The sequence below is a fragment of the Aurantimonas marina genome (assembly GCF_017183135.1).
Classification (GTDB): domain Bacteria; phylum Pseudomonadota; class Alphaproteobacteria; order Rhizobiales; family Rhizobiaceae; genus Aurantimonas; species Aurantimonas marina.
Map to the genome: position 1 here is coordinate 276039 of NZ_JADDXW010000004.1, position 24035 is coordinate 300073.

Here is a 24035-nt window from a genome sequence, read left to right on the forward strand (position 1 = left end):
CACGAGCGCCCCGATGGCTCCTCCACTCGCAGGGCTTCTGGAAACCTGCCTCTATGTCGACGACATGGAGCGATCGCGTGATTTCTACGGGCGCGTTCTGGGCCTGTCGCCATTGTTCGCGGAAGATCGGATCAGTGTCTTCCGTATGCCGGACGGAACGGTTCTGATCCTTTTCGCGCGCGGGTCGACGCGCGAAGCCGTAACGACGCCCGGCGGTACGATCCCGCCGCATGACGGCAGCGGCCCCATCCATTTCGCGCTGGCGATACCGGATGGCTCACTCGATACATGGCGCGAGCATCTGTCGGCATGTGGCGTCTCGATCGAAAGCGAAGTGACGTGGTCGAAGGGGCGGGGGCACAGTCTTTATTTCCGCGATCCCGACGGCCATGCAGCGGAACTCGCCACGCGCGAGCTATGGGCGCGGACATAGGCAGGGTGTTGATTTCACACCTCGACTGCGGACATTGCGTTCAGCTTGCGCGCTGTCGCCAGACCTCCCATCTTTGGTGTAGACTCCGCCCGACACTTGGACAGCCGAAAAGGAAACCGCCATGGGCCGTTTCACCGTCATGAGCATGACAGACACCGCCGCCGACCGCGTCAAGGCGGTTCTGGCCACCAAAGGCGAGGATGCCCTTGGCCTTCGCGTTGGCATCAAGAAGGGCGGCTGCGCCGGCATGGAATACACGGTCGATCTGGCGACAGAAGCGAAACCGGGCGAAGACTCCATCGAAAAGGACGGGGCGCGGGTGTTCATCGCCCCGGAGGCCGTCCTGTTCCTGCTCGGCACCGAGATGGATTACGAGGAGACCGTGCTGCGCTCCGGTTTCACCTTCCGCAATCCCAATCAGACCTCGGCCTGCGGGTGCGGCGAGTCGGTCGAACTAAAGCAGGCGGATCTGGCGGCGCTTGCCGGTCACGCTGGCTAACGGCGAAAGGCAATCGGATGGACGAGGATTTCCTGCGGGACCTCTTCGTCTCGCTTGCTGATGTTCGCGTTCGCAGGATGTTCGGCGGGCAGGGGGTCTACTCCGGAGATCGGATCGTCGCCGTCGTGGTGCGGGGCGAACTCTATTTGAAGAGCGATGCGGTCAGTGAGCCCATCTACGAGGCGGCCGATCTGGCGCGCTGGACCTATGCGCGCGAGGGCCGGGCGCCGACCCGCATGCCCTATTACCGCATGCCGGAGTCCGCACTAGACGATCAGGACGAGGCCGGCGGTTGGATCGCCATCGCCAATGCGGCTTCGCGGCGCGCCTCCCAGCAGTCGCTACGTCCAAAACGAGCAGCCAAGGCAAAATAGAAGACTTCCGTCGCCTGGCGCCTCAGTCTGGCGAGGGAGCCGATCGGCGCTTCGCCGCCACCCACAAGGCCTCCATCTCGTCGAGACTCGCCGAATTCAGCGATCGGTTGGTCGTTTCGAGCTGCTCCTCGATAAAGCCGAACCGGTCCCGGAATTTGCGCACGCAGCGTCTCAGCGCCAGTTCCGGATCGATCTCGTGGAAGCGGGCGAGATTAACGACGCTGAACAAAAGGTCGCCGAGTTCCGCCTCGCTTGCATCTCGGTCATGGGCTGCGATCGCCTCTGCAAATTCGCCCAGTTCCTCGTCGATCTTCTCGAGGATCGGCTCCGGCCGGTCCCAGTCGAAGCCGGTGTCGGCAGCCTTCTTCTGCACCTTGAGCGCCAGCGTCAGCGCTGGGAACGCGGCGGGAATCCCGTCGAGATGCCGGGGCCGGTCGGCGCCGTTCGCACCGGTGGGTAGGTTTGCGTCGCCGGCAAGTTTTGCCCGCAATGCTGCTCTCTCGGCCTTTTCCTCCGCCTTGATCCTTTCCCACTGGCCCTTGGCCGAGCGGGCCGAGCGCGCGACGGCGTCACCAAACACACGTGGATGCCGGCGGACCATCTTTCGCGTGATCGTCTCGACGACGTCGCCGAAATCGAACAGACCTTGTTCGGCAGCGAGCTGGGCGTGATAGACGACCTGAAGCAGTAGGTCGCCCAATTCCTCACGTAAATCGACCATGTCGTCGCGCTCGATCGCGTCGGCGACCTCATAGGCTTCCTCGACCGTATAGGGCGCGATCGTCGCGAAATTCTGCTCGATATCCCACGGACACCCGGTTTCTGGGTCGCGCAGCGCTTCCATGATCTCGATCAGACGCGCGATGTCCTTGGATGGCGTCATGGCTCCGACTCCCGACTCATGTTGTCCTTTCACTGATCCCGCAGTAGCGACGACGAACGCAAGGGGGAAGGGCCGCCGCAACTTCCGCGCTCCGACGGTCGGAACACCACGCTATGGGTGAGGCAATGACTCAGTTGGGCTGATTCATGAGTGGCATAAGATATATTATGGAACCAAATCGATGAGCGATAGATGTTTGGCGTAGCGGTGGCGGCGGACACACCACCGCCGGATGACTGGGTCGGTCCGTATCGGGACAGACCTCAGTCCAGCGGGAATTCAATTGTCAGGCCGTCATATCCCGGCCGTACATGCGCCGGCAGTTCGCCGCAGAGCGTGTCGTAGTCGAGCGGCGTGTGCATGTGTGTCAGCGTTGCGCCCTCGACACTGAAGCGGTCGATCCATGCGAGCGCCTGCGCAACGGTCAGATGGCTCGGATGCGGCTTGTATTGGAGTGCGTCGATGACGACGTGCCGGACGCCGTCGATCGCCGCGAGCGCTTCATCGGGGAATTCGCTAACGTCGCTGCAGTAAGCGATCGGCCCGACGCGGAACCCGAGCGAGTGGATCGAACCATGCTCTTGCCGAAACGGCGTCAGCGTCAGCAACCCGCCGGGGCCGTCGATCTCGAAGCTCTCGCCGGCAGTGATGGCGATGTGTCGGGCAACTGGCGGATAGTTGCTGCCCGACGGTGTCTCGAAACAGTAGCGAAACGCCTCGAGCACGCGATCGTGGGTCGCGGCGTCGGCATAGACCGGGATCCGCGTCTGCTGTGCGAGCATATAGCCGCGCAGATCGTCGATGCCGTGAATATGATCTGCATGTGGATGCGTCAGGGCGACGGCGTCGAGACGTCTAACGGATGAACTGAGCATTTGCTGGTGAAAATCCGGCCCGCAATCGATTGCGACGACGGTTCGACCGGCGACGCCAATGCGTTCGATGAGAGCGGCGCTGCGGGTGCGCCGATTTCTGGGGTTGGTCGGGTCGCAGGCGCCCCAATCACCATTGATCCGGGGCACGCCCGGCGAGGATGCGCAGCCGAGGACCGTCAATCGCAGCATGTCACTCACTGAGAATGCCTCCGCCGCTCAGCCGCTGCGCGGATCGGGAATTTTCTGGAACAAGGCAAAGAAGTTGTCCGACGTTTGTTGCGCGATTTCGCTGAGATCAACGCCCTTAGTTTCGGCTAGAACCTCTGCTGTGTGACGCACGTAAGCTGGTTCGTTTCGCTTGCCGCGATACGGCGGCGGTGCGAGATATGGCGCGTCCGTCTCGACGAGCAGCCGGTTCATCGGCATATCAGCGGCGATGGCGCGGATCTCCTCGGATTTCTTGAACGCGAGAATTCCGGAAAACGACACATAGCCGCCGAGCGCGATTCCGGCCTCGGCGAGCCCGCGGCCGGAGGAAAAGCAGTGGAGAATGAAGGGGAAGGCCCCCTTCCCGCTTTCGTCCTCCAGAATACCGATCATGTCGGCGTCGGCATCGCGCGAGTGAATGACGAGCGGCAGACACGTTTCGCGCGCAGCTTCGATATGGCGCCGAAAAACTGTCTCCTGGATGTCTCGCGGGGCCTTGTCGTAGAAGTAATCGAGGCCGGCTTCGCCGATGGCCACGATCTTTTCGTCCTGGCTCAGCCGCACCAACTCCGCCACGGGCGTATCGGGCTCTGCGGCGGCGTTGTGCGGATGGGTTCCCACCGAGGCGAAGATTTGCGCGTGCGCGCGGGTCAACTGTTTCAATCGCTCGATCCGCGCCACATGGGTCGAGATCGTCACGAACAAACCAACACCTTCTGCCTTTGCGCGAGTGAGCAATTCGACGTGCTCACCGTCAAAATCAGGGAAATCGAGGTGGCAATGGCTGTCGACCAGAAACGGCATCGTCACGCGGGCGTCTCCGCCTCGACAAAACGCGGAAATACCGGTTGCGGCGCCGGAAGGGATTGGCCCGGCGTCAGCGCGACGTCCGGCGTCAGCTCGGTGAAGCTTCGTTCGTCTTCGGCCACGCCGAGTGTGTCGAGCAGCTTGGCGGCGCTCTCCGGCACGAAGGGCTGCAGCAGGATCGCCACTCGTCGGATTACCTCGGCCGTGACATAGAGGACGGTCTCCATGCGCGCCGGGTCGCTCTTGCGCAACGCCCAAGGCGTCTGTCCAGCGAAATATCGGTTCGCCTCGCTGACGACCGCAATGATCGCGGCAAGGACCACGTGCAGTTCCTGCCGGTCGATCGCCTCGCGCGCCTTCGGCAAAAGGCCGCTCGCGGCTGACAGGATGGCTTCATCGGCTTCGCTCAAAGGACCTGGCGTCGGCACCGCGCCGGCGCAGTGCTTGGCGACCATCGACAGCGAGCGCTGGGCCAGATTCCCCAGATCGTTGGCGAGCTCGGAATTCGTCCTGTTGACGATGGCGTCATGCGAGTAATTTCCATCCTGGCCAAACGGCACTTCGCGCAAGAGGAAATAGCGCAGCCGATCAAGGCCGTAGACGTCGATCAGCGCGAACGGATCGATGACGTTGCCGACCGATTTCGACATCTTCTCACCGCGGTTGAACAGAAAGCCGTGGGCAAAGACGCGCCGCGGCAGTGGTATCCCCGCCGACATCAGAAAGGCCGGCCAATAGACCGCGTGAAACCGCACGATGTCCTTGCCGATCACATGCAGATCGGCGGGCCAGAAGGATGTCCGCTCCCCCTCACCCGGAAATCCCGTCGCCGTCAGATAGTTCGTCAGCGCGTCGACCCACACATACATGACGTGCTTTTCGTCGTCCGGCACCGGAATGCCCCAATCGAAGGTCGTGCGGGAAACCGAAAGGTCCTTCAGGCCGGAACGAACGAAGGAGACGACCTCGTTGCGCCGTTCGGCCGGGCCGACGAAGTCCGGATGAGCCTCGTAGTGCGCCAAAAGACGCTCCTGGAAATTCGAGAGCCGGAAGAAATAGCTTTCCTCCTCGACCCACTCGACGGGCGAGCCTTGCGGACCGCGGCGCTTGCCGTCCTCGCCGACGGTGGTTTCGTCGGCGCCGTAATAGGCCTCGTCGCGCACCGAGTACCAGCCAGAATAGGCGCCTTTGTAGATGTCGCCGGCCGCCGCCATCTTCGTCCAGATCGCCTGGCTCGCTGCAACGTGCCGCTTCTCGCTGGTGCGGATGAAGTCGTTGTTCGTGCCGCCGAGCGCCTTGGCCATGCGCTCGAACTCAGCGGAATTGCGCTTGGCCAGCTCGCGCGGCGTCACCCCCTGGTCGCGCGCGCTCTGCAGCATCTTGATGCCGTGCTCGTCGGTGCCGGTCAGAAAGAACACGTCGTAGCCGTCGAGCCGCTTGAAACGCGCCAGCGCGTCGGTCGCGATCAACTCATACGCGTGGCCGATATGCGGGCGACCGTTCGGATAGGAGATCGCGGTGGTCAGATAGAAGCGTTCGGCCATCGGGGCTTTCGTCAATTCCGGTGCGGGAAGCAATGTCGTTCCCGCGACATAGAGCATTGCGCCAAACGGCTCAATCGGCCGCGTCGCGTGATCGGGACGGACACGGGCCTGGTATCAGGCGGCCCGGTGCCGGGCGCGCCGGTGATAGAACCCATCGAACAGCGTGAGAAGGGCCTGCTTGCGGTCCAGATTATAGGCGGCGGCTTCGCGAAGCCGCGTGGTTTCGTCCTGCCACAGCGAGGCGAGCGCCGCCGCCCCCTCCCCGTCGCCGGCCCGAAGGCAGGTCTCGCTGGCTTCGGCGATCGCGGAGAGCAGCGCCGCGACAAGCAGCTCATAAGCCGATTCCCGCCCCTTGGGTGTCATGGCGTCGGCCAGGGAATGGATGGCATTCCAGTCGGGCCTGTCGGCTTGGAGCAGCTGGTCCAGGGCGGCGCGAATCTCGATCCCGCCGTGGGCGATCAGCGAGATCGCCTCACGGACGCTGCCCTCGGCAATCCTTGCCGCGGCGCGAATTTCCTCCGCGTCGGCGCTCGGCAGGCAACGGGCGAGTGTCGCCGCAAGGTTGTCCTCATCCAGCGGCTTGAACTGCAACAGCCGGCAACGGGAGCGTATCGTCGGAAGCAGCCGGCCGGGAGTGTGGTTGGTGATCAGGAAGAGCGACCGCGGCGGCGGCTCCTCCAGGATCTTGAGAAGCGCATTGGCCGCGCTGCGGTTCATGTCGTCGGCCGGATCGATCAACGCGATCCGCCAATTGGAACCCGATGCCGTGGCGTGAAAGAAGCGGTTGAGCTTGCGAACCTCATCGACGGTGATCTGCGTCCTGAAGCCTGTGCCTTTTTCGATCGGTGGCCGGGCGATGTGGATCAGGTTGGGATGCGTGCCGAGGGCGATCTGGCGGATGGTTGCGTCGTCAGGCGAGAACACCGGCGTGGCCGCTTCCGGCTGGCCCGGCTGCGGCCCGGCCAGCAGATGCCGCGCGAAAGCGAAGGCTGTCGTGGCCTTACCGATGCCTCGCGGTCCTTGGAAAAGCCATGCGTGGTGCAGACGTCCGCTGGCCCCGGCCGCGACGAGTTCCCGCCATTCGTTCTCATGGCCCGACAGTGTCAGCGTTGCCGGCGGCGGCGGCACGCCGTCGAGATCGTCGTGGGCTTCCGGCGTTTCAAGCGACAGGTCGTTCATGACGTGCCCTGCCCCGCATTCAGAGATTGGCAAATTGCGTCAAACCGCGCCGCTTCCAGCCGATCGTCGACGATGCCGGCGATTTCCGCGGCGACCACACCCTCCGGACGGGTTCCATCGACGACGACGACGCGATCCGGCTCCTCGGCGGCGATATCCAGGAAGGCCTGCCGTCGTCTTTCGTGCAGCGCCTCGTCCTCCTTCTCGAACCGGTCGGCCTTGTCGCCTTGTCGTCGCTCGCGGGCGCGCTCCGCACCGATGCCGGCGGGAACGTCGAGGATGATCGTCAAATCCGGATAAAGCCCCGCCGTCGCCGCCTGTTCGAGACGTTTCATCAGGTGACGGTCGAGCGGGGAGTCGAGGAATTGATAGACGCGCGTGGAATCATGAAACCGATCGCACAGAACGACTTCGCCGCGCTCGAGCGCCGGTCGCACCACGGCCGCCACATGATCGGCTCGCGCCGCGGCGAACAGAATGGCCTCAACTTCTGGCCCGAGTTCCTCGGCCGCGCCAGACAGAATGACGTGCCGGATCGCATCGGCGCCGGGCGAACCGCCGGGTTCGCGTGTGGTCACCACGATGCGGCCCTGGGCTTCCAGGTGGCGGGCAAGACGGGCGATCTGCGTCGTCTTGCCGCTGCCCTCGCCGCCTTCGAATGTGATGAAAAAACTGGTCAATGGGCGTCCGAATCTTTCAGATCAAAAGGCGCGGAGCCAGCCGACGGCCAGTTCCTTGACCGCTCCCATCGCGCGGTCGGCAAAGTCCCCGGCGAAGACGGACGTGCCAGCATAAAGAGCCTGGGTCAGCACTATGTCCTCATCGACGCGGATTTCCAGCGAAGCAACCCTGTCGCCTTCCTCGATCGGCGCGATCAGCGGTCCATTGTAGCGGATTTGGGCCGAGACACGATCCGGCGCATCAACCGGAACCATCAGCGTGACGGGTTGGCGGACGGCGAGCGGGACGCTGCCCGAACTGCCCCCGAAGACGTTTGCGGCGCCAATGCTCGCGCCGCTCTCGAACAGGGTGCGGGGCTCGAAGGCCTCCTCGGCCCAGGTCAGCAACCTTCGTGCCTCCTCGGCGCGCTCCTTGGAGGTCTCGAGGCCGCTCATAGCCAGCAAGGTCACCCGGCCGCCCTTCTGCGTCACACCGACGAGGGCATAACCCGACGCTTCCGTATAGCCGGTTCCCATGCCGTCGGCGCCGAGTTCCATCGCCAGAAGCGGATTGCGATTGCGCTGGAAAATCCCGTTCCATTCGAAGGCGGGCTCGGCATAGATCTTGTATAACTCGGGATATGTCGCCCGGATATGGCGCGCCAAAGTCAGTAGGTCGCGCACCGTGACCTCTTGGCCGTCAGCCGGAAGCCCGGTCGGATTGACGAAACGCGAGGCGGTCATTCCCAATTCGCGGGCGCGCTCGTTCATCCTCTGCGCAAAGGCCTCCTCGGACCCCTCCATCCCCTCCGCAATGGCGATTGCCGCGTCGTTCGCCGACTGGACGATGGTGCCGCGGATCAACGCCTCGACCGGAACGCGGGAGTTCAGCTTGGCAAACATGGTGGAAGACCCCGACGGGGCGCCGCCGGTGCGCCAGGCGTGTTCGCTGATCGGAAACTCCGTATCCAGGCGCAACTCGCCGGCACGCAATGCCGCGAACACGATCTCCATCGTCATCATCTTGGCGAGGGATGCGGGGGGAAACGGCGCGTCGGGATCTTTCTGGAACAGCACCGTCTCCGTTTCGCCGTCGACCAGGAGCGCCTGCTTTGCCGCCGTTTCGATCCGCGATTCCGCCGCCGGTTCCTGCGAAAATGCCGGATTCGATGCGACCGTCGCCGCCAGAATACATGCGGCGAACAGAATTCGCGTCTTGAGGAAACCTGATCGAATCATGGACACCATCTTCCCCAGAGGCCGTCGCGAACGCGCCCCGACGCCGCGCTCGACCCCAAACTAGGCTATCGGGTGTTTCGATCGCAAGAATTCGCGCCGGATGGCCAGTGGATGCCGGCCGCGATCAGTTCCGAACGACGAAGGCCTCGTCGGCGCCGGCTTGCCAGAGCTGCCGAAGGACGGTGTCGGTGTCCTGCCCGGGTGCGACCACAAGGCTCATCGAAACCAGGTCGGTTTCAGGCACCGTCTCTTCGCTCAAACGGCCGTGTGCACGGCCGAGGCGACGAAACCGCTCCACAAGGGGGCCATCCACGACACCGATCACGATGCGCTCGGACGTGTCGGCTATTCCCTCCATCGCCATTGCGGCGCCCGCCGCCGCCGGCGACGACGCATAGGACGACGTGAAGGCCGGAGACGTCGGGATCGGCACGGACTGGCCGAGATAAGGCGCTGGGCCGGGCTGTTCCTCGGCCATCTGGTCGAGCGGGCGCACGCCGGCCAGCTGTTGGTGTTCCGCGCCGAAGGCTACATCCACGGGGCGGTACAAGGCCGAGCGCGGCTGTTCGGCCGCAGCCACCATGACGGCCTCGGCACCCCATCCGCCGCCGCGCTCGAAGCTGGCCATCAGCATCTGGGTGTCATCGCCTTCGAGCGGCGCCCGGCCGACATATTCGACCTTGACCTTGGCCGTGCCGGCGGTCTTGAAGTCGAGGAGGTCGGCGGCCTGCGACGAGACGTCGATTTCCCTGCCGTGGGCGTAGGGTCCGCGATCGTTGACCCGCACCATCACGCGGTTGCCGTTCTCCAAATTGGTGACCATCGCATAGGACGGCAGCGGAAAGGTCTTGTGGGCGGCCGACAGGCCATACATGTCGTAGACTTCGCCATTGGCGGTCAGGCGCCCGTGGAAATTCGGCCCGTACCAGGAGGAGACGCCGGTATTCACATAACCCGGCTCATCCTTTGGATAGTACCACTTTCCGCGCACCTTGTAGGGTTTGCCGACTTGGGAGCGGCCACCACCCTTGCGGATATTTTTCGAGGTCGTCACCCGCGGACTGGCTGGAACGCCGAAGGTCTTGGAGTCGAACTTCACGGACGTGCTGATGTCGGCCATCTCCTGGACCGGCGATCGCGCGCCCTGGCAGCCCGACACCAGAAGTCCGACCGAGACGACCATACCCGTCAGGATCGTGCTTCGTTTCATATCCGCAATGGCATAGCTCATGCGGCACCCCCTCTTCCATGCAACTATCAACGCAGGTGCGAACAGGCGCTCCCCAGCGCCGCGCACCCATGCAGACAAAGACTTAACAACCGCCGAACGCGCGAATCAACGCATTCTGGCCGAATGATCCTGGCATCGCCGCCATGCCGCGAACCTGACCTGCCGGTGCTGGGACGCCGAGCAACGGCAACGACGCCAGCAAGCTAACGGTGAATGGTCTGTGTCGTCGCCGTCCGCCCTTGTCATGAAGGGGGTAAGGCATTGTCCTCACAGTCGGAAACGCTATGCAACGCCCCGCATTTCCCAGTTGGGACGGATAAAACCGGCAACCCACCCCAGTCATCGCCTTACATTAGCCAAAATTCTGCCATGTTCCCGCCTTGGTCGGGGATTGGTCACGATTTATTACAATCACCGCGCATATGCGTGGATCAACCAGCAAGACGGACGTCCAGCGGGCTGGCGCAGGTCGCCCCGCGCGAAGCGGGAGGCGTTCGTGCGCCGAGTCGCCTTGCCTCCCGCTGCCATCGCCATTAAGCGGGCGGAGCGGGATGGGTGGCCGAGCGGTTGAAGGCACCGGTCTTGAAAACCGGCAGACGGGAAACCGTCTCGTGGGTTCGAATCCCACCCCATCCGCCATTTGCCTCCGCGAAAGCGTTCTCCCGATCTGGCTTCGGCCGGATTTTTCCGTTTTCCTGCCGGAAACGCTGAAAGCTGGCGGCGACGCGGTTGTCGAGGGGCCCTATGGCCGATTTACCTTTGACGATGCGCGTGACCGCCAGATCTGGATGGGCGGCGGCATCGGCGTGACACCCTTCGTTGCCCGCATCAAGCAGCTGGCCAAGACACCGGGCAAAGAGGCCGTCAGCCTGATTCACAGCACCAGGGCGTTGTCCGAGGAGGCGATGGAACTGCTCCGGGCCGATGCGACCGCCGCAGGTATCGATTTGCATGTCCTGTTGGACGACAAGGACGGGTATCTAACCGGGGACCGGCTCAGGGACATGATTCCCGACTGGAAATCGGCATCTGTCTGGTTCTGCGGTCCCGCCGGTTTCGGCCAGGCGCTGCGCGCCGATCTGGTGGAAAACGGGTTGGTACCTGGTGAATTCCATCAGGAATTGTTCAACATCCGCTGAAAGAAGGCCTTTCAGGGCTGCAAACGCTGTTCAACCACAGGAGGCGCGCTAAGCTGGCGCGTCTTCAACCCGATTTCCGCAGGTTCGGCGTGGGTCAACTCATATACGGGATCGCGGCCGATGAACTTCAAGCCTCTGCTGCTTCTACCGCCCCTCGTGCTTGGCATTGCCGGGTTCATGTGGATGACCAGCGGCGACCACCAGCCCCCGCAGACCCGCGAGGCGACGCGGCTGGCCGTGCGGGTGATGACCGTCACGCCGGAACCTATGGTGGTGACGGCGACGGGCTATGGCCGGGTCGAGGCAGAGCGTAGCTGGACAGCCGTGGCTCAGGTCGACGGGCGGGTCGTGGACATGGCCCCCGGTCTGGCCGTGGGCACGCTGGTCGAAAAAGACGCTCTGCTGGTGCAGATCGACACGACCGATTTCGAACTCGCAATCCAGAAAAGTAAGGCCAACATCGCAGCGGCAGAGGCCACGCTGGCCGAGCTGGACCGGCAGGAAGCCAACTCTCGCCGGCTTCTGGAAGTGGAAGAACGCATCCGTGACGTGACGCAGGCCGAATATGACCGGATCAACAACCTGGTCGAACGCGGGACAAGCACGGCCGCGGCGCTCGATACCGTACAGAAATCGCTGCTGGCGCAGGAAAATGCCGTCATCAACCTGACCAACACGCTGGAGCTTTTCCCGGCGCAGCGCGCCTCTGCCGAGGCGACGCTGGCGGTGCGGCAGGCCGAACTGGCCGAGGCCGAACGCGGGCTGGAAAACACCACGATGACCGCGCCCTTCCGCGGGCGCGTGTCCGAGGCGGCTGTCGAACAGGGACAATTCGTGCGAACCGGCGAACAGCTTCTGACGCTGGATGCGATTGACGCGGTCGAAGTTGTGGGATCGTTCCAGCCACAGGCATTTTCCTCGGTCATCCAGACCGCCCCGGGCCAGACCATCCAGCAGACCAGCCAGATCGACACTACGAAGGTCGTCAATTACCTCAAGGTCGCCGGCGTTACAGCCTATGTGCGCCTTGAGGTGGCCGATTTCGACGCACGCTATCCGGCGGAGCTGGTCCGGTTCCGCGGCACCATCGACGACGAGACCGGCACCATCGGCATGGCCGTCCGCGTCCGCGATCCGCTGATGGCAGACGGAGCGACGCAGCGTCCGCCGCTCAGCGTCGGCGGCTTTGTATCTGTGGTGTTGGAAACACCCGCGCCCGGGGGCACCATCGCCATTCCGCGCACCGCCCTGCATCAGGACGACAGCGGCGCGCCCTTCGTCTATCTCGCCGATGCCGAGGACCGGCTGGCCATCGCGCCGGTGGTGCTTGGCCCGGTGGCGGGTGACCGGATATTCGTCCGTAGCGGGCTGGCCGATGCCGACCGCCTTGTCCTCTCCGCCCCGCGCCCGCCGATCGAGGGCATGCCGCTGACGCCGGTTGCCGAAGGCGCCGCGCAATGATCGGCTATTTCGTGCGCCACCCGGTGGCGGCCAACCTGCTGATGGCGCTGATCTGCGTTCTCGGCGTCGCGGTGATCGCCAACATCGAACGCGAGACCTTCCCGGAATTCACCTCCGACAGCGTCGCAGTGTCCGTGGCCTATCCCGGCGCTTCTGCATTGGACGTGGACGAAGAGATCTGCGGTCCGCTGGAAAACGCGCTCAGCGGGTTGACGGGGCTCGATGATTTCGAATGCCTCTCCATCGACGGGCGCGCCGCTGCCACGGCGGAGCTGGAAGAGGGCGGCGACATCATCCAATTCTTCAACGATGTCTTTTCCGCCGCCTCCGGCATCAACGATTTCCCCGCCGCCGCCGAAACCCCGGTGGTCGAGATCGCCTCGCGTGATGACCTGGTGGCAATGATCGCCATCTCCGGGATCACCGGCAAAGAAGGGCTGATCGGATATGCCGACGAATTGTCGGACAGGCTTCTGGCACTTTCAGGCGTGGCCGACGCCACCGTTTCGGGCATCACCGACCGCGAATTGCAGGTGACATTCGACCAGCAGGCGCTGCGCAGCTTCGGCCTCTCCAGCGGCGATCTCGTTAGCGCCATCGAGGCCCGCAGCCTGCGCCAGCCGCTGGGCAGCGCCGAGTTGAGCGAAACCAGTCTCGTGCTGCGCTATGTCGGCGCCAGCCGCACGATTGCCGATCTCGAAGACCTGATCGTGATCGAAAACGCCGATGGCGGGCTGGTGCGGCTGGCCGATCTGGCCACGATCACGCTGGTCGACAGCGACGAGAACCAGCAGAGCTTCATCGACGGCACCCAGACCGCGATCATCGCCATCTCCAAATCCGCCGACGAGGACAGCATCCGCGTCTTCGAGCGGGTCGATGCGGTTCTGCAAGACGAGCGCGGCAAATGGCCCGATCCGTTCGAGATCACAATCATCAACAACATGACCGAATTGATCGAGGAGCGTCTGAACCTGATCCTCGGCAATATCGCCATGGGCCTGGTGCTGGTCTTCGCCACCATGTGGCTGTTCTTTTCCCTGCGCGAGGCGCTGTGGATTTCCGCCGCTTTGCCGGTGTCGTTCCTCGGCGGGCTTTTTGTGATGAGCGTGCTGGGCATCACCATCAACATGATCACCCTGATCGCGCTTCTGATGGCGGTCGGGCTGATCATGGATGACAGCATCGTCATCGCCGAGAACATCGACAAATGGCGCCGCAAGGCCCCGCCTCTCGAAGCCGCGGCGCGCGGCACGATGGAGGTCATGCCGGGGGTGCTGTCGTCCTTCCTGACAACCGCCTGCGTATTCGGCCCGCTGATGTTCCTCTCCGGCGAAATGGGCCAGATCCTGAAATTCATCCCGATGGTGCTTTTGATCACGTTGTCGCTGTCTCTGGTCGAAGGCTTCCTCTTGCTGCCCAACCACCTCGGCCACGTCGCCGCCGCCGATCCTGGCGCGCACGAACGCCGCCCGGCGGCGCGGGCGCTGGAATGGGTCAAGGAGCGCGCGGTCCTGCCTGTGGCAGGCGCGTTGGTGCGGCTGCGCTACCTGACCTTCGGGTCGGTGATCGCGGCGCTGATCCTGTCGATCGGGCTCATCGCCTCGGGCCAGATCAAGGTGATCGGCTTCCCGGCCACCGAAAGCGATACCATCGTCACCCGCGTCGCCCTGACCTCCGGCATCGCGCGCGAGCGCACGGTGGCCACGGTCGAACAACTCCTCGCCGGGCTGGAGACGGTGAACGAAGACCTGAGCCCTGGCACGACGGGCGGCAAGCCGCTGGTGGAGCGCGTGTTGGTGCAATATGCGGTCAACGCCGATGTCACCGACAATGGCGCGCATACCGCGACAATCACGGTTGATCTTTTGGAAAGCTCGGCCCGCAATGTTCTGGCAGACGATGTGCTGGAGGCCTGGCGCGTCGCCGCCGGGCCGCTGCCCGACATCGTGCAGATCAGCTATTCGCAGGCGGAAACCGGACCGGGCGGCCTCGATCTCGATGTCGAATTGCAGGGCCGCGACCTTGCGCAGCTTGAGGAGGCCGCGGGGGTTCTCCTGACCTCGCTTCTGGCGCGCGACGACGTAACCGAAGCCTTTCAGGATCTCTACGGCGGCCGCGACGAAGTGCAAATCCGGCTCAATGAGTTCGGATTCTCGGTCGGGCTGACACCGCAATCGCTGTCGGCGCAACTGCGTGACGCTTTCGAAGGCTCCGAGACCGACGGTTTCCGCTTCGGCGCCAGCGACCGCACGGTCCGGGTGCAACTGGCCGATACCGTGGCCAGCCTCACCGAACTCGAACGTTTTCCCATCGCGCTGTCCGGTGGTAGCCAGACTAGCCTGTCGACGGTCGCCGACCTCACCGCCTCGGCCAGCTATCCCAGCGTGACGCGCAAGAACGGTATGGCCGTCGCCCGCATCCGGGGCAAGATCGACCGGGGCGCCACCACCTCGACGGCGATTTCCAATGTCGTTCTGACCGAGCTTGCCCCGGCACTCGAAGCGCAATTCCCCGGCGTCGAAATCCGCATCGGCGGCGCGACCGAGGAACAGCAGCAATCGCAATCCTCGATGATGATGGCGCTGCTTCTGGGGCTGGTCGGGGTCTACATGGTGTTGGCCTTCCAGTTCCGCTCCTACTCGCTGCCGCTGGTGGTCATGCTGTCGATCCCGTTTGCACTGATCGGCACGATCCTCGGGCACTGGGGGCTCGGTATGGACATCTCGATGCCCAGCCTGATCGGCTTCGCCTCGCTGGCCGGGATCGTGGTCAACAACTCGATCCTGTTCCTGACCTTTTTCCAGACGCACCTGGTGGGAGACGACTACGTCGCCGCCTCGCTCAATGCCGTGCGTGACAGGTTCCGACCGATCCTGTTGTCGACCTCGACCACCTTCATGGGGCTGATCCCGATCATCCTCGACAACAGCCCGCAGGTGCAGACGCTGGTGCCGCTGGTGGTCTCCGTCGCCTTCGGGCTGGTCGCCGCGATGGTTCTGGTGGTGCTGGTCTTCCCGTCCGTGCTGTCGATCTATTTCGACATGGTCAGCGTGCGGAAGTGGATCGCGCGGTTTGAGAGCGGGGGATCGCCTGTTAAATATCAATGAGTTAGAGATAGAGAAGGTTCGACGCCAGTCCCGTCCCCTCCGCCACTTGCCTCCGCGAAAGCGTTCTCCCGATCTGGCTTCGGCCGAACTTCTCGCTGTATTCGAGGGTTATGCGGGAGGGGCTGAGCACCTGCCCCTGAGCCAAGAGGCCGGGAAGCGGTCTCTCAGGGCGGTTCAACCAGATCGACCGGAACCGGTTTGCGAAACCAGAAAACTGATCCGCGCCTCGTGACGAAGGGTGCGAGGGAACCATGCTAGTAACAAACGCCCACAAAAAGTGTGACAGGGCGCTCGTGACAGGAAGACCGAAAAATCCGCGCTTCAGATACGAAGAAGCAATGGCTTAGGCGTGGCGGAGAGGAAGGGATTCGAACCCTCGATACGGTCTCCCGTATACTCCCTTAGCAGGGGAGCGCCTTCGACCACTCGGCCACCTCTCCGAGGACGCAGATACCTGCGCGACGGACCCGGTGCAAGGGAGGGAAGAAGAAAAGCCGGAGAACGTGGTGGAAAGGCAAGAGTCGGTCGTGTCCCGGTTTGTGGGTGTACCTGACGCTTGCCTCGCGGACGCGGTGGCACTGAGCAGTTCAGCCTGTCATGTAAGACCCCTTGCAAGAATGCCCCCTAAGCGGGGTTCCCGCATCCAAGAGTGACCCTTGCTTTGGTTTATTCCGTCTCTCTGATGGGCTTTGGTGCCGTTTGGAAGGGCAAGCCAGCAAATGTTTGGTGTGGATTTGATAGGTCCGATACGGCGTGCGTTTCACGATCAGCGTCAGGAGATCAAGACGATCGCTCGCCACATGGCGATACCGCTTGACCCTCGCCCGTTCGAGAGCAAAGTCGACCATCGCCCGAAGCAGCCTTGTTGCCGCAGTGGAGATTTTCCCACCAGCGCATCCGCGGCCAGCGTCAGAAGCTCATAATGAACTCCGTGCCATCACGCTCGGGCTGCAGCACCAGCGCCGCGGCCTTGTCGAGCGCCGGCCAGTTGAGCAGGAACGCCGGGGCCTCACCCCGTCAGCATGGGCGAGCGCATGCGGCAACACGTTGAGGCTCGGGCGCGAAAAGCGAAAGATGACGCGTTCATTCGGAGAGTTTCGGAAAGCGGTCTGTGGCGTATTCAACGTGGCATGCGCTACATGCCTCAACCATCTTGCCGTACTCTTCTTGCTGTTGCGCCCTGTCGCCGGATCGCGCGGCATCGGCAAGCGCCGCCGAAATCGTATGAAAAGCACGGTCCTGTTCGACGAACCCCTTCGGAACAGCCGCCATGAGATTCTTCCTATCTTCGGGCGTCATCGACTGTTGCAGGATGAAGCTGTCATGGATGCGCTGGGCTAGTTCCGCCACGCGTGCGTCATCCCCAGCCACCAGTGCGGACAGGATCTGCTTGCTGGCATCCTCTACGGAGACCATCTCCTTGCGCAGGAGGTCTCGAAGCGTATCAGTCAGCTTGGGTGAAACCGGCTCCGCGCTCTGTGCCGGTACCGAGCCGCCGATAGCAACACTTGCGGCGATCCCAAGCCATAGAGCGCCCCGAACGCTCCACGAGCGCTTTCTGTCGGCGATCTTGTCCATCATCCTCATTCTCTTGTCTCCTCTTCTTTATCGTCAATTGGTTTATTTCTGAAGCGCGTGGCATCCGGACGTATCCGCAACGATTGGATAGTCGGGCTCGGGTTGCCGTGTTGAGCGGCAGTCGGCTCACAACTGGCCAGACTGGTTTGGTCGACGTGGCACGCGCTCCAGCCGCGAGCCTATTCGCGAACGGTCAGTGTGATCCCTTCGGAATTGACGTACTTCCCGCTACCTAAGGGCTCAAAGGTGACACAGGTCTTGCCGCGGCGTGGACCGCTGATCATCACCATGCAGATGCCATCCGCCGAGTAGCTCCAACTCCCCGAACCGGACATGAGCAGAGATTTCATGCTCACGGTGCCATCCGACGCATAGATCATGTCGACTCTCATTCCCATGCGACTGGCGATCAGCTTTCTGCCAACGATCTGTTGGGAGATTTGCTGCGGGGTCAAAATCTCCGCGGCGACTGACGACGTCGATCCGGCGCCGAGCGCAATTGCTGAAAAAAGAAGAAGCCTGGAAAACCGTGTCATTATGTCTCTCCGATCGTCCGTTCCCATGAATTCGCCATCGCCGTCATGCGGAAGACGAGGGCTCCCGATCTGCTGATCTGACGCATTGCTTTTCGATCTGTCCGAACTGGCGCCTTCCTCGAGATGCCATCGACTCATGACGTCCTGCACCTTGCGATGACGGTGCCTCCTTCAAAAGGCCCCATCATTCCGCATGGTCTCTTCTGTTCCATGTCACCCAAGCGAAAGAAGCAATGGCCAGCCATAGCGTACTTCTCAAGACCATGGCGAAGATCGTGCGCACCTCATAACTTCCCCCTGTCATGATGTGCACACAGAATGCAGCAAATACTAGTAACGTCGCCACCGCCACGAGTATAGATAAATTTACTGCCCATTTTCGCCAATTATAAAGACCAATGCCGGCGATGATGTAGGCTAAACCGGCGACGACGTTGAACCACAGCACGAACGGCACGTAAGCCCCGGCCGCGACGCGTTCCGGTCCGTCGCTCACAAGAATGGCGCTGCCAGAATAAATCGTCAGGACGCCGAAGGCGATCGCGATAACCGCCAGGACGATGATCCAGCGATGTCTTGATCCGGGACGTATCGCCATCGTCTCACGCCTTCTCAATTGCGGTCTCGTTTCAGAAATCGGTCAGATTCGCCTGCCGGCGACCGGAGATGAGCACGGTCACCACGGCGGAGGTTGAATACGGATTCTCGGCCGAGATCGCCTGAATTTCACTCGCACAGGTCTGCCTTGATAAGTTAGCAACTAATCGCTAACTGTCAAGTTCAAGACATGCTCGAGTGGAGGAACATCAACCCATCCCGACAACTCGTTCGCTTATGTCACCATCGCGTAACCTCGCATGCGGCAGCCGTCCGGGACGTCGTGCCCGTTGGCTGGTTGATTGGACCGCGAGGCAGCCTCACGCTCCGGCCCGGACCCCCGGGTCCGCACCGGACCTTGGCGCGGCCCAGAATCGCGATGGTCGTAGCGATGGTGGATGAAATGCGCGCGGTTCGACGCTCGCGGCGACGAGACTCTGAAAAGCAGATAATGCGCTGGATCAAAGCAGGGTGGTAGATTCCACGCTAGCGATGCGGGCAACAATTGACCATCGTCCGGCTCCTGAGAGCCGCGACACTACCACAAGGGCGAGCATTTTATGCGCTGGAAACTGGGTGTGTTGCTCCTGAGTGCCGTGCTCATCGGCGGCGGTGGATATTTCGCGTGGCTCCAGTTCAAGCCCGCGGACCTGCCAGCCGGTTTCGCAAAATCCAACGGACGCCTGGAGGCCGAACGGGTGGATATCGCGACGAAGTTTTCCGGCCGCGTGAAGGAGCTGCTGGTCGAAGAAGGCGACACTGTCACGGCGGGACAGGTCCTTGCCAAAATGGACACCGCCGAATTGGAGGCTCAGCTCCAGGAGGCCGAGGCGGCCCGCAATGAAAGCGAGCAACAGCTGGACCAGGCGATCGCGCTTCTTGCCCAGAGGAAGAGCGAGCTGGCCCTCGCGGAGCAGGAATACGAGCGGTCCCGCTCTCTCGGGGAGAAGGGCTACACGCCGCTTGAAAAGGTCGAGCAGCGGCAGGCGGCGAAGCTGACGGCCGAGGCTGCGGTCAGATCCGCAGACGCAGGGATAGAGCGGGCTAAAGCCGCCGTCGCCGCCGCGGCTGCCAGGACCAAGCGCATCGCTGAGAACGTGAAGGACTCTGTGCTGACCGCGCCACGGAGTGGTCGCATAGAGTACCGGGTCGCGCAGCCCGGAGAGGTTCTGCCTGCCGGCGGTCGTATCCTGACACTTCTTGATCTGACGGACGTCTACATGACCATCTTCCTGCCGACCGACGAGGCAGGGCCGCTGGAGATCGGTGCGGAAGCTCGCATCGTTCCCGACGCGGCACCGCAATACGTCGTGCCGGCGACTGTCTCGTTCGTTGCCGCGGATGCCCAGTTCACGCCGAAATACGTCGAGACCCAGAGCGAGCGCGAGAAGCTCATGTTTCGGGTCAAGGTGCGCCTGCCGCCGGAAATCCTCATTCGGTATGCTCAGAGGGTAAAAGCAGGCATCACGGGCGTGGCATATGTCAGAATTTCGCCCGAGGCGGAATGGCCCGAACAGCTCCAGGTCAATTTGCCGGAGATGGAAAGCCCTGGTGATGCCTGAGGTCGCTCCACCTGTTGCGCAACTCGTCTCGGTCAGCCACCGCTACGGGACCGTGACGGCGCTCGACGATGTCTCGATAGACATTTCCGCAGGGCGCATGATCGGGCTGATCGGTCCCGATGGTGTCGGCAAATCCACGCTACTCGGCCTCATCGCGGGCGTGCGAAAAATCCAGACGGGACAGGTCACGGTTCTGGGTGGTGACATGGCCGGGCGCCGCTACCGTAACGAGGCCTGCATGCGGATCGCCTACATGCCGCAGGGGTTGGGGCGGAACCTCTATCCGACACTGTCGGTCCGCGAGAACGTCGATTTTTTCGGCCGGCTTTTCGGCCAGTCCGCGTCCGAGCGCGCCTGGCGGATCGATGATCTGCTGCACAGCACTGGTCTCCATCCTTTTTCGGACCGGCCGGCCGGCAAGCTTTCAGGCGGCATGAAGCAGAAATTGTCGCTGTGCTGCTCGCTCATTCACGACCCCGATCTGCTGATCCTCGACGAGCCGACCACCGGCGTCGACCCGTTATCCCGACGCCAGTTCTGGCAGCTGATCGACCGGATTCGCACACGCCGTTCCCACATGAGCGTGATCACGGCGACCGCCTATATGGAAGAGGCGGAGGGGTTCGACCACCTGATCGCCATGGACGCAGGGAAAATACTTGCGACCGGCACGTCGGCCGAGCTGAAGATCCGCGCAGACCGCGAGACGCTCGAGGAAGCATTCATTGCCTTGCTGCCGGAAGCCAAACGCGCGGGCCATGAAGTTGTGGAATTGCCGCCGAGGGTCGTCCATGATGGCGTTCCGGCAATCGAGGCCAACGGCCTCACCATGCGGTTCGGAGACTTCACCGCCGTCGACCATGTGACCGTGACGATCGAGCGCGGTGAAATCTTCGGTTTCCTCGGCTCGAACGGCTGCGGCAAGACAACGACCATGAAGATGCTGACCGGCCTGCTGCCGCCGACCGAGGGCGCGGCCAGGCTGTTCGGGAACGCGGTCGACGCAAACGACATGGAGACCCGCCGGCGCGTCGGCTACATGTCGCAGTCATTCTCGCTCTACGGTGAACTCAGCGTCCGCCAGAATCTGGACCTGCACGCAAGCCTCTTCGACCTCCCCAGAGCCGAGTCCCCTGCCCGCGTGCGGGAAATGATCGAACGCTTCGATCTCATCGATGTGGCCAATGAGTTGCCCGAGAGCCTGCCGCTCGGTGTGCGCCAGCGATTGCAGCTCGCCGTGGCGGTGATCCACAAGCCGGAAATGCTCATTCTCGACGAACCGACATCGGGGGTCGACCCGGTGGCGCGGGATGAATTCTGGCGCATGCTGATCGCTTTGTCTCGTGAGGACGGCGTGACGATCTTCATCTCGACCCATTTCGTCAACGAGGCCGAGCGGTGCGATCGTATCTCCCTCATGCATGCCGGCAAGATACTGGCGATGGATGCTCCGGACGCGCTGCGACAGGCGCGGGGCTCCGAGACGCTGGAGGATGCGTTCATCGGCTATCTCGAGGATGCGGCCGGCATCGATGAAACAGACGCGCAGAGCGACGTTCCGCCGGTTGACGCTTCACCGGCCGCGACCGCAACACACGCCGCGACCCATTCCATCTTCGATGCGCGGCGCATGTGGGCGTTCGCGCGGCGTGAAGCGATGGAATTGATCCGCGATCCCATTCGCATCGCCTTCGCATTACTCGGGCCGATCGTGCTCGCCGTCGCCATGGCTTACGGGATTTCGTTCGATGTGGAGAAACTCACCTACGCGGTTCTGGATCAAGACCGGTCTCAGGAAAGTCGTGCGTTCCTCGAGAATTTTTCCAGCTCCCGCTACTTTGACGAACGTCCCGAGATCAGCACTCGCGCCGAACTCGACCAGCGTTTGCGGAGCGGGGAGCTGCGGTTTGCGCTCATCGTTCCCCCGACCTTCGGCCGCGATCTGCTCGCTGGCCACTCACCGGATATCGGCGCCTGGTTCGACGGCGCGGTGACGTTTCAGGCGGAAACGTCGCGGGGCTACGTGCAAGGGGTGCTGGCCAGTTATCTGGCGGAATTTTCCAGGCGAGAATCGGTCGGCCAACCCGTCGCCCCTCTCGCCGATATCGAAACGCGCTTCCGGTACAATCAGGCGTTCTTGAGCGTCTACGCGATCTCGCCAGGCGTCCTCATGCTGTTGATCTACATGTTCGCGACGATGCTGACGGCGCTCGGCGTCGTCAGGGAGAAGGAACTGGGCTCGATCACCAATTTGTACGCCGCGCCGGCCAGCAAGCTGGAATTCCTGATCGGCAAACAGCTGCCTTATATCGGCATCGCCATGGCGAGTTTCGCCAGCCTCGTCATCCTGATGTCGGCTTACTTTCAGGTTCCGATCACCGGAAGCTTTCTGGCACTCCTGGTCGGCGCGGTCCTGTTCGCCACGGCCTCCACTTCACTGGGTCTGGTAATTTCCTCCTTCGTCTCGACGCAGCTGGCGGCGATTTTCGGATCGGCCATCATCGTGATGATCCCGAGCCTGAACTTTTCCGGGATGCTTTACCCTGTTTCGACGCTGCAAGGCGCCGGACGCATCATCGGGCATGCCTTCCCGGCACTCTACTTTCAGCAAGTCACCAGCGGTACTTTCAACAAGGGACTCGGTTTCGCCGCTCTGTACCAGAGCTATCTCTGGCTCGCTGTTTTCTGTGTCGTCTTCTGGACGCTCGCGACATTCTTTCTGAAAAAGCAGGAAGCCTGATGCGCAAGCGATTGAAGAACATTTTTCGGCTGGGTGTGAAGGAGTTGAACAGCCTTCGGCGCGATCCCGTCCTGCTGTTTCTGATTTTCTTCACCTTTACATTCGCGATCTACACGGTTGCGACCGGTGTGCAGACGGAATTGCGCAATGCCTCCATCGCCGTGGTCGACGAGGATCATTCCGACCTGTCGCGCCAAATCCGCGCGGCGTTTCTGGAGCCCTATTTTCAACTGCCCGCCACCCTCGCGCTCAATCAGATCGACCCGGCCATGGATGCGGGTCGCTACGCCTTCGTGGTCGATATTCCCGTCAACTTCCAGACGGACGTGCTTTCCGGCCGCCGACCGCATATCCAGGTGAACGTCGACGCAACCGCCATGACCCTGGCCGGTAACGGTGCCGCCTATATTCAAACGATCATCACCAATCAGCTGTCCGAGTTCCTGAGCCGTTCGGTCGGAACCTCCACACCAACCGTCACCGTGACGATGCGCACGGCATTCAACCCGAATCTCGATTCGAGCTGGTTCATGTCGGTGATGCAGATTGTATCGAACATCACGATGCTGTCCCTGATCCTGTCGGGTGCTGCGGTGATCCGGGAGCGGGAACGCGGCACGATCGAGCATTTGCTGGTCATGCCGGTCACACCGGGTGAAATCATGATGGCCAAGATCTGGGCCAATGGTCTGGCGATCGTGCTGGCGATCATTCTGTCGCTATACGTCGTCGTCCAGGGAGTGCTGTCGGTCAGAATCAGCGGTTCGATTGCGCTGTTCGTGCTCGGCGCATCGGTGTTTCTCTATGCGATGACCGCTCTGGGAATCGTGCTGTCGACCTTCGCCAGTTCCATGCCGCAGTTCGCGCTCCTGGCCATTCCGTTCTTTGTCGTGATGAATATGCTCTCCGGCGGTACGTCACCGCTCGATGGCATGCCGCAATTGCTGCAGATTATCATGCAGGCGGCCCCGTCGACCCATTTCACGAGCTTTGCGCAGGCGGTTCTATTTCGCGGCGCCGGCGTCGACATCGTCTGGCGGCAACTCGCTGCAATGGCCGTAATCGGAACCGTCTTGTTCCTTATGGCGCTGTCACGCTTTCGCGCAACCATGTCGGCCGCGCGGTAGGCCGAACACGTGGGCTCGCTCAACCCAGTTTTAAAACGCAATGTCGAAGATCTCGGCATGCGACCCCATGGGCGAATGACGGGCCTCGAGCCCACGGCCGTCCACCTCATCGCGGCTCTACGCCAGAACCGATGAATGTCCAGCTGGGCGGTTTGTCAGCATCTCGAACGCTTTCCGTGCGTTGCTTGCGGATTCGCCCTTGGCAACCACCGCCCCGGCGGGATAGTTAGTGTCCAATTACTATGGAGTGAAATG

The 24035-nt window shown here is 62.5% G+C and carries 20 protein-coding genes and 2 tRNA genes; 10 read left to right on the plus strand and 12 right to left on the minus strand.

Annotation, left to right across the window (positions count from 1 at the left end; translation table 11 throughout):
• The first annotated feature begins 13 nt into the window (after positions 1 to 13).
• The 3 genes from ING15_RS07180 (at position 14) to ING15_RS07190 (ending at position 1306) form a co-directional block, all read left to right on the plus strand.
• Positions 14 to 433, plus strand: a complete 420-nt coding sequence (locus ING15_RS07180) for a VOC family protein (RefSeq protein ID WP_206454097.1) — start codon at positions 14 to 16, stop codon at positions 431 to 433.
• Between the two features lie 121 nt (positions 434 to 554).
• Positions 555 to 932 carry a Fe-S cluster assembly scaffold SufA gene (sufA, locus tag ING15_RS07185; protein ID WP_206454098.1) on the plus strand — a complete coding sequence of 126 codons (378 nt, stop codon included), beginning with the start codon at positions 555 to 557 and terminating at the stop codon, positions 930 to 932.
• A 17-nt stretch (positions 933 to 949) separates the two neighbouring features.
• Positions 950 to 1306 carry a TfoX/Sxy family protein gene (locus tag ING15_RS07190; protein WP_206454099.1) on the plus strand — a complete coding sequence of 119 codons (357 nt, stop codon included), beginning with the start codon at positions 950 to 952 and terminating at the stop codon, positions 1304 to 1306.
• 22 nt (positions 1307 to 1328) lie between these two features.
• Here ING15_RS07190 and mazG read toward each other — a convergent pair whose 3' ends face one another.
• The 8 genes from mazG to ING15_RS07230 all read right to left on the minus strand — a co-directional run bounded on the left by mazG (position 1329) and on the right by ING15_RS07230 (position 9930).
• Entirely contained in the window at positions 1329 to 2189 is an 861-nt protein-coding gene (gene mazG, locus ING15_RS07195; RefSeq protein WP_206454100.1) for a nucleoside triphosphate pyrophosphohydrolase, read from the minus strand.
• Between the two features lie 263 nt (positions 2190 to 2452).
• Positions 2453 to 3262, minus strand: coding sequence for an MBL fold metallo-hydrolase (locus ING15_RS07200; RefSeq protein WP_206454101.1), 810 nt, complete (start codon positions 3260 to 3262; stop codon positions 2453 to 2455).
• An 18-nt stretch (positions 3263 to 3280) separates the two neighbouring features.
• Positions 3281 to 4075, minus strand: a complete 795-nt coding sequence (locus ING15_RS07205; RefSeq protein WP_206454138.1) for a TatD family hydrolase — start codon at positions 4073 to 4075, stop codon at positions 3281 to 3283.
• A 2-nt stretch (positions 4076 to 4077) separates the two neighbouring features.
• Positions 4078 to 5622: a methionine--tRNA ligase gene (gene metG / locus ING15_RS07210; protein WP_206454102.1), complete on the minus strand. Its 1545-nt coding sequence runs from the start codon at positions 5620 to 5622 to the stop codon at positions 4078 to 4080.
• A gap of 114 nt (positions 5623 to 5736) precedes the next feature.
• On the minus strand, positions 5737 to 6801 hold the full coding sequence (locus tag ING15_RS07215; protein ID WP_206454103.1) for a DNA polymerase III subunit delta': 1065 nt from the start codon (positions 6799 to 6801) through the stop codon (positions 5737 to 5739).
• Positions 6798 to 7481, minus strand: a complete 684-nt coding sequence (tmk, locus tag ING15_RS07220) for a dTMP kinase (RefSeq protein ID WP_206454104.1) — start codon at positions 7479 to 7481, stop codon at positions 6798 to 6800. The genes ING15_RS07215 and tmk overlap by 4 nt, the downstream gene beginning before the upstream one ends.
• Positions 7482 to 7502: 21 nt before the next feature.
• Entirely contained in the window at positions 7503 to 8699 is a 1197-nt protein-coding gene (locus ING15_RS07225) for a D-alanyl-D-alanine carboxypeptidase family protein (RefSeq protein WP_206454105.1), read from the minus strand.
• Between the two features lie 124 nt (positions 8700 to 8823).
• On the minus strand, positions 8824 to 9930 hold the full coding sequence (locus tag ING15_RS07230; RefSeq protein ID WP_232845615.1) for a septal ring lytic transglycosylase RlpA family protein: 1107 nt from the start codon (positions 9928 to 9930) through the stop codon (positions 8824 to 8826).
• Positions 9931 to 10479: 549 nt separating this feature from the next.
• On the opposite strand from ING15_RS07230, the gene ING15_RS07235 reads away from it, so the two are divergent.
• The 4 genes from ING15_RS07235 to ING15_RS07250 all read left to right on the plus strand — a co-directional run bounded on the left by ING15_RS07235 (position 10480) and on the right by ING15_RS07250 (position 15640).
• A tRNA-Ser gene (locus tag ING15_RS07235) sits at positions 10480 to 10569 on the plus strand.
• Complete coding sequence (locus ING15_RS07240; RefSeq protein WP_206454106.1) at positions 10542 to 11069, plus strand: ferredoxin reductase domain-containing protein; 528 nt, start codon at positions 10542 to 10544, stop codon at positions 11067 to 11069. The genes ING15_RS07235 and ING15_RS07240 overlap by 28 nt, the downstream gene beginning before the upstream one ends.
• Positions 11070 to 11189: 120 nt before the next feature.
• The gene (locus ING15_RS07245; protein WP_206454107.1) at positions 11190 to 12530 is read left to right on the plus strand and encodes an efflux RND transporter periplasmic adaptor subunit; all 1341 of its coding nucleotides are present in this window, start codon (positions 11190 to 11192) and stop codon (positions 12528 to 12530) included.
• Positions 12527 to 15640, plus strand: a complete 3114-nt coding sequence (locus ING15_RS07250; protein ID WP_206454108.1) for an efflux RND transporter permease subunit — start codon at positions 12527 to 12529, stop codon at positions 15638 to 15640. The genes ING15_RS07245 and ING15_RS07250 overlap by 4 nt, the downstream gene beginning before the upstream one ends.
• Before the next feature lie 350 nt (positions 15641 to 15990).
• On the opposite strand, the gene ING15_RS07255 is transcribed toward ING15_RS07250, so the two are convergent.
• The 4 genes from ING15_RS07255 to ING15_RS07270 all read right to left on the minus strand — a co-directional run bounded on the left by ING15_RS07255 (position 15991) and on the right by ING15_RS07270 (position 18352).
• Positions 15991 to 16080, minus strand: a tRNA-Ser gene (locus ING15_RS07255).
• A gap of 643 nt (positions 16081 to 16723) precedes the next feature.
• Positions 16724 to 17221 carry a cytochrome c gene (locus ING15_RS07260; protein ID WP_206454109.1) on the minus strand — a complete coding sequence of 166 codons (498 nt, stop codon included), beginning with the start codon at positions 17219 to 17221 and terminating at the stop codon, positions 16724 to 16726.
• A 176-nt stretch (positions 17222 to 17397) separates the two neighbouring features.
• The gene (locus ING15_RS07265) at positions 17398 to 17754 is read right to left on the minus strand and encodes a hypothetical protein (RefSeq protein WP_206454110.1); all 357 of its coding nucleotides are present in this window, start codon (positions 17752 to 17754) and stop codon (positions 17398 to 17400) included.
• A gap of 184 nt (positions 17755 to 17938) precedes the next feature.
• Positions 17939 to 18352, minus strand: a complete 414-nt coding sequence (locus ING15_RS07270) for a hypothetical protein (RefSeq protein WP_206454111.1) — start codon at positions 18350 to 18352, stop codon at positions 17939 to 17941.
• A 559-nt stretch (positions 18353 to 18911) separates the two neighbouring features.
• Here ING15_RS07270 and ING15_RS07275 point away from each other — a divergent pair.
• From ING15_RS07275 to ING15_RS07285, 3 genes are read left to right on the plus strand one after another with little or no spacing between them, the layout of a single operon-like run.
• Positions 18912 to 19913: an HlyD family secretion protein gene (locus ING15_RS07275; protein WP_206454112.1), complete on the plus strand. Its 1002-nt coding sequence runs from the start codon at positions 18912 to 18914 to the stop codon at positions 19911 to 19913.
• Positions 19906 to 22653 carry a ribosome-associated ATPase/putative transporter RbbA gene (rbbA, locus tag ING15_RS07280; protein WP_206454113.1) on the plus strand — a complete coding sequence of 916 codons (2748 nt, stop codon included), beginning with the start codon at positions 19906 to 19908 and terminating at the stop codon, positions 22651 to 22653. The genes ING15_RS07275 and rbbA overlap by 8 nt, the downstream gene beginning before the upstream one ends.
• Positions 22653 to 23780: an ABC transporter permease gene (locus ING15_RS07285; RefSeq protein WP_206454114.1), complete on the plus strand. Its 1128-nt coding sequence runs from the start codon at positions 22653 to 22655 to the stop codon at positions 23778 to 23780. Before rbbA ends, ING15_RS07285 begins: the two co-directional genes overlap by 1 nt.
• Positions 23781 to 24035 lie beyond the last annotated feature (255 nt).